The organism is Acinetobacter towneri DSM 14962 = CIP 107472, from assembly GCF_000368785.1.
Classification (GTDB): Bacteria; Pseudomonadota; Gammaproteobacteria; order Pseudomonadales; family Moraxellaceae; genus Acinetobacter; species Acinetobacter towneri.
Genome location: NZ_KB849689.1, coordinates 561,941 through 570,021 on the forward strand (window position 1 = coordinate 561,941; position 8,081 = coordinate 570,021).

Annotated in this window: 9 protein-coding genes and 2 pseudogenes; 10 read left to right on the plus strand and 1 reads right to left on the minus strand. The window is 39.1% G+C overall.

The genetic code is table 11. The features are described 5' to 3' along the window. The 10 genes and pseudogenes from F947_RS14280 to F947_RS07065 form a co-directional block, all read left to right on the plus strand. Window positions 1-168 (plus strand): annotated as a pseudogene (locus F947_RS14280) (IS5/IS1182 family transposase); the annotation flags it as partial. 331 nt (window positions 169-499) lie between these two features. Continuing rightward, window positions 500-847: a rhodanese-like domain-containing protein gene (locus F947_RS07035; RefSeq protein WP_004973762.1), complete on the plus strand. Its 348-nt coding sequence runs from the start codon at window positions 500-502 to the stop codon at window positions 845-847. Window positions 848-896: 49 nt separating this feature from the next. Next, complete coding sequence (locus tag F947_RS07040) at window positions 897-1,769, plus strand: MBL fold metallo-hydrolase (RefSeq protein WP_004973763.1); 873 nt, start codon at window positions 897-899, stop codon at window positions 1,767-1,769. A 248-nt stretch (window positions 1,770-2,017) separates the two neighbouring features. After that, window positions 2,018-2,428, plus strand: coding sequence for a DUF2946 family protein (locus F947_RS14285; RefSeq protein WP_081402496.1), 411 nt, complete (start codon window positions 2,018-2,020; stop codon window positions 2,426-2,428). Between the two features lie 66 nt (window positions 2,429-2,494). Then, on the plus strand, window positions 2,495-2,692 hold the full coding sequence (locus F947_RS07045; protein ID WP_004973765.1) for a hypothetical protein: 198 nt from the start codon (window positions 2,495-2,497) through the stop codon (window positions 2,690-2,692). Further along, window positions 2,689-4,134 (plus strand): cytochrome ubiquinol oxidase subunit I, encoded by a 1,446-nt coding sequence (locus F947_RS07050; protein WP_004973769.1) that lies wholly within the window; start codon window positions 2,689-2,691, stop codon window positions 4,132-4,134. Before F947_RS07045 ends, F947_RS07050 begins: the two co-directional genes overlap by 4 nt. Beyond that, window positions 4,131-5,135, plus strand: a complete 1,005-nt coding sequence (gene cydB / locus F947_RS07055; protein ID WP_004973773.1) for a cytochrome d ubiquinol oxidase subunit II — start codon at window positions 4,131-4,133, stop codon at window positions 5,133-5,135. The genes F947_RS07050 and cydB overlap by 4 nt, the downstream gene beginning before the upstream one ends. Window positions 5,136-5,144: 9 nt before the next feature. Beyond that, the gene (locus tag F947_RS14290) at window positions 5,145-5,252 is read left to right on the plus strand and encodes a DUF2474 family protein (RefSeq protein ID WP_004973777.1); all 108 of its coding nucleotides are present in this window, start codon (window positions 5,145-5,147) and stop codon (window positions 5,250-5,252) included. A 137-nt stretch (window positions 5,253-5,389) separates the two neighbouring features. Next, complete coding sequence (locus F947_RS07060) at window positions 5,390-5,707, plus strand: hypothetical protein (protein ID WP_004973778.1); 318 nt, start codon at window positions 5,390-5,392, stop codon at window positions 5,705-5,707. A gap of 427 nt (window positions 5,708-6,134) precedes the next feature. Further along, a complete protein-coding gene (locus tag F947_RS07065) occupies window positions 6,135-7,445 on the plus strand; it encodes an NAD(P)/FAD-dependent oxidoreductase (RefSeq protein ID WP_004973780.1) in 1,311 nt (436 codons plus the stop codon). Between the two features lie 427 nt (window positions 7,446-7,872). On the opposite strand, the pseudogene F947_RS14295 reads toward F947_RS07065, so the two are convergent. Next, window positions 7,873-8,081 (minus strand): annotated as a pseudogene (locus F947_RS14295) (IS982 family transposase); the annotation flags it as partial.

Below are 8,081 nucleotides of genomic sequence, written 5' to 3' on the forward strand. Positions count from 1 at the left end.
TATCATCGCCGCAGTTTGGTGGAAACCAAGATGCATTGCATCAAATTATTAGGCGATAAATTAATGGCAAGAAGCTTTCCTAGTCAGGTGAATGAGATTCATGCACGTGTAGCAGTCCTCAACAGATTTACGGAATTAGGTCGACCAGTTACCCAAGTTACGCCTTAAATTTGGCTCAATTAGGGGCGCTTTGCATTTCAAATCTTTGTGCAACAAAGCCATTGAAAATAGACGATAAAATCGATTTTAATCTGCTACTAAACATAATTTTATTTTTTCTTTATGGAATATGAAGCATAAGATCATTCTGAAGCGAATGAGGTCTTATTAAAGTTGGACTGCATTGTAGGTTTAGTTATTAAAAAGTCATTGTGTTTTCTATGAGGATAAATTTGATGTTTAACTCAAGATTAGCTTATATTTATTTTACTACTTATTTTTATTTTAAATACTTATAAATATAAGTCGCGGATAACAACTGTTCTAATAGAGGAAAATCATGTTTAATATTCTTATGTATCTACCTTGGGGTAAGGTGCCTGAAATCACTTGTCAGGAATTATTGCAGAAATGGGAAATTGTACAGATTGTTGATGTCCGAAGTGCTCAAGAGTTTAAACACAGTCATATAAAAGGTGCTGTTAATTTACCTATTACACAGTTGAATGAATCTACAATACAGTCATTGGGGCTCAATCTGGATCAGCCCGTGGTGACCATTTGTTTATCGGCGCACCGGAGCATTCCAGCGACACGCAGATTGGCCAAGATGGGATATTCAGTCACACAGTTAAAAGGTGGTATGAAATCTTGGTGGAAAAATGGCCTGCCTTGTATCAAAAACTAAGTTTTAAATATGCTCTGTGAGCTTCTAAATTTTAAAAAGGAGTAGGATTATGTCGACTCAACCAAATGTAAAAGATTTTTTTGATCCTAAAACAAATACATTCAGTTATGTAGTTTCAGATCCAGGTACAAAACAATGTGCGATTATCGACAGTGTGCTCGATTATGACTCTGCTTCAGCAGTGACATCTACCACGCATGCCGATCAAATCATCGCGTATGTCAAAGAGCAGAGCTTACAGGTTAAGTGGATTTTAGAAACGCATGTACATGCAGATCATTTAACAGCAGCACAATATTTAAAACAGCAGCTGGGTGGAAAAACAGCGATGAGCGAACGGATTTCACTGGTACAGGAAACCTTTAGCTCAATCTATAACATTGATATCAAACAGTTCAATGCTTTCCAGACATTTGATCATGTATTCCAGGATCATGAAAAATTTCATATTGGCAACTTACAAGCCTATAATATTCCTACCCCTGGACATACACCTGCATGCTTGAGTTATGTGATTGGAGATGCTGTTTTTGTAGGTGATACCTTGTTTATGCCTGATTATGGAACGGCACGATGTGATTTTCCGAAGGGCAGTGCTGAGACTTTATTTGATTCTGTGCAGACCCTCTATCAGTTGCCTGAAAACACTCGTGTTTTCCTGTGTCATGACTATTTACCGGAATCACGTCATGACTACATCTGTGAAACCGATATCAAAACTCAGAAAAAGTCTAATATTCATATTCATACTGGTACAGAAAAAGCGGAGTTTGTTGCAATGCGTCAAAAACGTGATGCAACCTTAAGAATGCCTGAACTGATTTTGCCATCCATTCAGATTAATATGAATGCAGGACGTTTTCCTCAGCCAGAACAAAATGGCGTATCTTACTTAAAATTGCCTCTCAATTATTTCAAGTAAGCAAATATTCTTCTGAACACTCTTTGTACAATACATAACTTTCTCCTGCATCAACCGTAAGAGAAAGTTTTTTAAATTTTAAGTATTTAATTTAATTGACTTTTTATTTATTTATTTTGCTTTTCAAAACTAAGTATATATTATATATTTGTAGAATGAAAAGTTGAGTAAATACGTAGGAATTTATCTTTAAATTTCATCTTTTTATTCAGCGTATCCCTCTTATTCGATGCCAGTCGAGAGAAAACTTGCTGAAGCGAAGTGGAATCTTTATTGCATTTGCAGCCATACTTTTGCAAATTGCAGTATATTTACAGCCTCTGCTGCCGGAAAAATTTCACATTGCTCCGGTCTGTATGTCGATTACCCACAATCTTCTTTCGCCTGTCGATCATCATCATGTCCACTCAGTTCATCATGAGCTGCTCAAGGATTTGATTCCTCAACATTCCCACGATCACAATAAACATAACCATCAATGCCAATATTGTACGGTTTATGGTGATTTAGTGCTGCCATTTAAGCTGGGGATTGATGAAGTTCTGGACCGGATTCAGGTTCGACTAAATTTCTATCAGTCGTTCTTCCGGCATGTCTATTTCAGCTTACAGAAGTTGTATTTTCTGCCGCAGGGCAGGGCGCCTCCTTTGGCTCTTTAGGACATGATTGGTCACGTCAAACAGTTGTTTTGTTTGCACTACACAACATCTTAAAGAGTTTTAATCATGAAAATTCAGTTTTCGCTGTTCGCTAACAGTGCAATGGTTTCGTTCGCCCTCAAAAAAGTCTATAGCGTATCCGGTATACGGGTTTCATCTCTATACCAGAAGATCGATGTCTGGCAAGGTGTGCCAGTTTCACTGCATCAATCGGCGCTTTTGATGTCCTCCCTGTATTCAATTAATCAGCAGGAGGCAGCATGAATTTAGGGCTAACCGCGCTGGAACTGGCACGTATCCAGTTTGCATTTACCGTATCATTTCATATTATTTTTCCTGCCATTTCTATTGGTTTAGCCAGTTTTCTGGCCGTTCTGGAATGGCGTTGGCTTAAGACTAACGATCCAGTATACCGGGACTTATTTAAGTTCTGGATCAAGGTTTTTGCCCTGTCCTTTGGTATGGGCGTGGTCTCTGGCGTGGTGATGAGCTATCAGTTTGGTACCAACTGGAGTGAGTTTTCACGGATTTCCGGCAGTGTCACAGGACCATTACTCGCTTATGAGGTTTTAAGTGCGTTTTTCCTTGAAGCCGGTTTTCTGGGGATTATGCTATTTGGTTGGGGCAGAGTGGGGCCGAAAACCCATTTTTTCGCAACACTGATGGTGGCTGTCGGTACCTGTATATCCATGTTCTGGATTCTGTCCTCAAACAGCTGGATGCAGACGCCACAAGGCTTCACCATTGAAAATGGCATTATTGTTCCACAAGACTGGTTTGCCATTGTCTTTAATCCATCTTTCCCTTATCGATTGGCACATATGGCAATGGCTTCCTTTCTGGTCTCTGCTTTGCTTGTCGCTGCCACAGCCGCATTTCATTTATTAAAAGGCCGTCGTGATGCTTTGGTGAAAAAATCATTTTCCATGGCCATGTGGATGATTCTGGCACTTGCACCTCTGCAAATGTTTGTCGGAGATATGCATGGCTTGAATACCCTGGAACACCAACCGGCCAAACTGGCAGCTATGGAAGGACACTGGGAAACCAATAAAGATCATGGCATGCCACTGTATTTATTTGGTATTCCAGATATGGAAGCAGAAGAAACCAAGTATGCGATCGGTATTCCGAATCTGGGTAGTCTGATTATGACACATACCTTAGATGGTGAAGTCAAAGGCTTAAAGGAATTTGCACCTGAAGACCGTCCAAACTCACTGGTCATATTTTGGAGCTTTCGGATTATGGTCGGACTTGGTGTACTGATGATTTTAATGGCAGTTCTAGGTGCATGGCTAAGAAAAACTGACAAGTTCTATGACTCGGTATGGTTGCATAGATTTGCCCTATATATGGGACCTTCAGGATTTATCGCTTTGCTTGCAGGTTGGTTTACCACTGAAGTCGGTCGTCAACCCTGGGTGGTTTATGGCATTTTACGGACCAAAGATACGCTTTCTCCCGTTTCAGCGGAACAGGTGGGTTTAACCCTGATCATTTTTGTAATGGTCTACTTTATTGTGTTTGGTGTTGGCATTTTCTACATGCTGAAACTGATGCGCAAAGGCCCGGAGTTTATACATTTGGCACCACATAGTGAGCAGGCGGTCATACAGGCATCAAAACGTCCTTTAAGTACAATTGATGAGGAAAGCGATCTGGATCAAGTAAGTTCTACACAATCTCAGGAGAATCAAAAATGATCGATTTATCATTAATTTGGATTCTAATTATTGGATTAGGAGTGCTGATCTATGTCGTGCTAGATGGTTTTGATCTCGGTATCGGTATTCTATTTCCCTTTATTGGTGATCGACAGGAACGTGATGTTATGATGAATACCGTCGCACCAGTCTGGGATGGTAATGAAACCTGGATGGTACTGGGTGGTGCAGGATTATTTGCTGCATTTCCGTTGGTGTATTCCACTGTGTTATCGGCTCTGTATATACCCATTATTCTGATGCTGATCGCGCTGATTTTCCGGGGAGTTGCCTTCGAATTCCGGTTTAAGGCCAATAAAACCAAATATCTTTGGGATCAAGCTTTTATTTGGGGATCAATCCTCAGTTCTTTTTTTCAGGGCGTGATTTTGGGTGCCTACATTCAGGGCATTAAAACCACGAATGGTATCTATACTGGCGGTGGTCTGGACTGGTTAACACCTTTTTCCCTGTTTACTGGTTTAAGTGTGGTTGTACTGTATGCAACCCTGGGATGTGGCTGGTTGATCTTTAAAACCGAAAAAATGCTGCAGAATCGCATGTTTGAACTGATGCCAAAACTGCTCATCGCATTATTGCTGATTTTTGCCTGTGTCAGTATTTATACGCCTTTGCTTCATCATGAAATTGCAGTGCGCTGGTTCAGTCAACCGCAACTCTTTTATTTTAGCCCGGTCCCCGTACTGGTTCTGCTGTTTACTTTCCTGGCAATCAAAGCCTGTAAGCAGCGCAAAGAGTTCCTGCCATTCATTTATACTTTGGCTTTGGTAATTCTCGCTTATAGCGGTTTTCTGATTAGTTTATGGCCTTATGTCATTCCACCATCCATCAGCATCTGGGAGGCTGCAGCACCTGCCAGTAGTCAATTATTTGCCCTTATTGGCGCACTGATCTTAATTCCGATCATTCTTATTTATACTGGATTATCGTATTGGGTTTTCAGGGATAAAGTGCGTGTGGGTGATGAAGGTTATCATTAAGGAGGCTGAATGAAAATTTCTGAATTGAAATGGTTTATTGGCTTATGGCTGGCTGGTTTTTTAAGTTTGGCCTTGGTCGCAGGACTGTTTAGATTGCTGTTGAAATTGGCGTATTAAGTTTTAAACACAGGTCAGTGAGGTTTTCCTTACTGACCTATTTTCTATAGAGGTTCAGTTTTTTTAGATGCAAAAAATTGCTGGATCTGAATAAGTTTGATGAGAGATTTGGACTAAAAATAAATGAGGAGTAAATGATGAAAAACCATCTTTTTTGTGTAGGCATTGAATTTAAAAAAGCATCGGATCCATCAGAATCCTATGCGTATGTGACAGCTTATTTAGGCGCAAAAAACATCGATGAAGCAATTCAACGGGTGGAAAAACAGCTGGAGCAAGAAGGAAATGAAATCCTGTTTGTCCGCGGTTGTTGGGTCGTCGATTCAGACTGTGATGATGGTTTCTGTCCAACAGATGAGAGTAGGACGCTAGCAAACAATGATTTGCTTTTTAATGACCAGATCAAGTTTGGAAAATTACAAGAATGGTCAATCAATAATAACTACGAATACTAATTTCGTAAGTGATGCATCAGTTAGTTTTTTCTTTCTGATGCTGTAGTACTGTTTTCAATTTAATATATTAATCTAGGCTCTTAGCACATACTAACCAAGCATCAAAAAAGTGATTTAATGAGATAAATTTGTATATAATTTAATCTGCTTGTAAATAAAAATATAACAGGCTAAAAGAACTTATACAAAAAATCAGCATCAGGATTGATCAATTATAGTGCTTTGGTCGGCTATGAAAAATTTTGTTTTTTAAGCAAAATTAACTAGATAATATGATCTCATCTATCCTAATTTTATTAGGATAGATGGCTAAAATAGATTGATGTGAGTGATCTATATATGACCTAAGATCAGAAATGAAATAGAGATTCTCAAGCCGGCCATTAAATAACACTTTAACGATAAAAAAGATTCGAAAGGAGAATACATGAGTATTCGTAATAATCGACGGGATTTTCTAAAAATGGCAGCTGGTGTCGGACTCATCACTACAGCAGGTCTGCATTTAAATCATACCACTCAGGCTTCAGCAGAAACGAATGCGGTTACTGTGGTTGTAGTAGGAGCAGGATTGGCCGGGCTGGCAGCGATTAACCGCTTAAGCAAACAGTTGCCGAATGCCAAGCTAATACTTATTGATCATAATACCACGCATCGATATCAACCAGGTTATACCTTATTGGCAACTGGGATATGGCAATCAGTTGATAAAGTATTAAATGATAATACAAGCCTTGTACCCAAAGATGTGAATTGGATTCAATCTAATGTGCAAGCGTTTGAGCCTGACCAAAATCAAATAGTGACAGAGGCAGGTGAAACAATAAAGTATGATTTTTTGGTGGTTGCTACCGGACTGCGTTTAGGGTATGAACAAATTCAAGGTTTATCCAACAGTGATTTGGGTAAAAATGGAATTGGTAGTGTCTATGCTAGCCCCGAAATAGCTTTAGCAACTTGGCATCAGATGGACAAATTTCGAAAACGTGGTGGACGAGCGGTAATGACTATGGCGCATACGGATATGAAATGTGCAGGTGCACCGTTAAAAATGACATTCATGTTATATGACCGCTTGCAACAAGCTGGGACACTGAGCAATAGCCAAATTGATTTTTTTAGTCCAAGCAAACAAGTCTTTAGTGTTCCTAAGGTCAATGAAAATGTGCTTAACCGTTGGCAATCACTTGAAAAACCAATTGATGTTTATTTTGAACGAAAATTAACAGGTATTGACGTCGATAAGAAAACTGCATTTTTTGTCGATACACAGGGAAATCAGCATACAGAAATGTATGATTTTATACATCTTGTGCCACCAATGGTTGCTGTAGATAGTGTAAAAAACAGCCCGCTTGCTAATTCTATTGGCTGGCTAGAGGTTGATAAATATACATTGCAACACACCCGCTACCCTAATGTTTTTGGATTAGGTGATACCAATGGCACTCCAAAAGGTAAAACTGCAGCTACAGTCAAGTTATCTGCTCCAGTGGTAGTACAAAATTTGATTGATGTGATGAAAGGTCAGTTACCAAGTCAGAAGTTTAATGGTTATACCTCTTGTCCACTTTTAATTGAAGAGGGTAAAGCAATGTTGGTTGAATTTGACTATGAAAATAATTTAACACCCACTGTACCATTTGTTGATCCATTGAAAGAAAGTTACTTTGCTTGGTTTTTAGAGGAAATGATGCTCAAGCCAGCCTACATGGCTGTAGCGAAAGGGCGTGTTTAATTTGCCAATCAGGAACAGGAAATTATAATGATAATTTATCAAATGTTGATGATGTTGTGGGAGGCCATACTAGAAAATGGGCTTCTCGTTGTAATACTGCTCACCCTGCTAATCATGCCATGGTTATATTGGCTAATCAAAAATAGGCAAAAAACATTCAATCATCGACGTAGCGCTTGGATAGCTTTAGGTATTGCTATATTGGGATTCTTTTTCCTACCTTTATACTTTTCCGCTACTTTGTTCGATCTCAGTTATTGGGTTGATTGGGCATTTCATATCGCGATGGTCGTAGCTGTTTTCGTTTATAGCTATTTAGTTTGGCTGCCATTAACAGCAAAATACAAGACTATTAAATAGGGTAAAGTATTTGGTGAATCCCTCTTTTTTATTAGAGGCTGTTGAGAGTTAGCCAAATTAACCCCAGTTACGGATAAGCCAAAGATTTAATCACATGAATTTTAGGCTTATTCTTTTGGCAAAGTTGATACGCACATAGTGAAGAAAATACGCCTGCTAAAAAACCAGCAATCGAACGATGTTTACTCGTAACTAAGTGATATTTTTCTTTCAATAATCCTATCAATGTTTCAATTCTTTTACGTTGTCGTAGATGAAATTCATCAGAAAATGGCA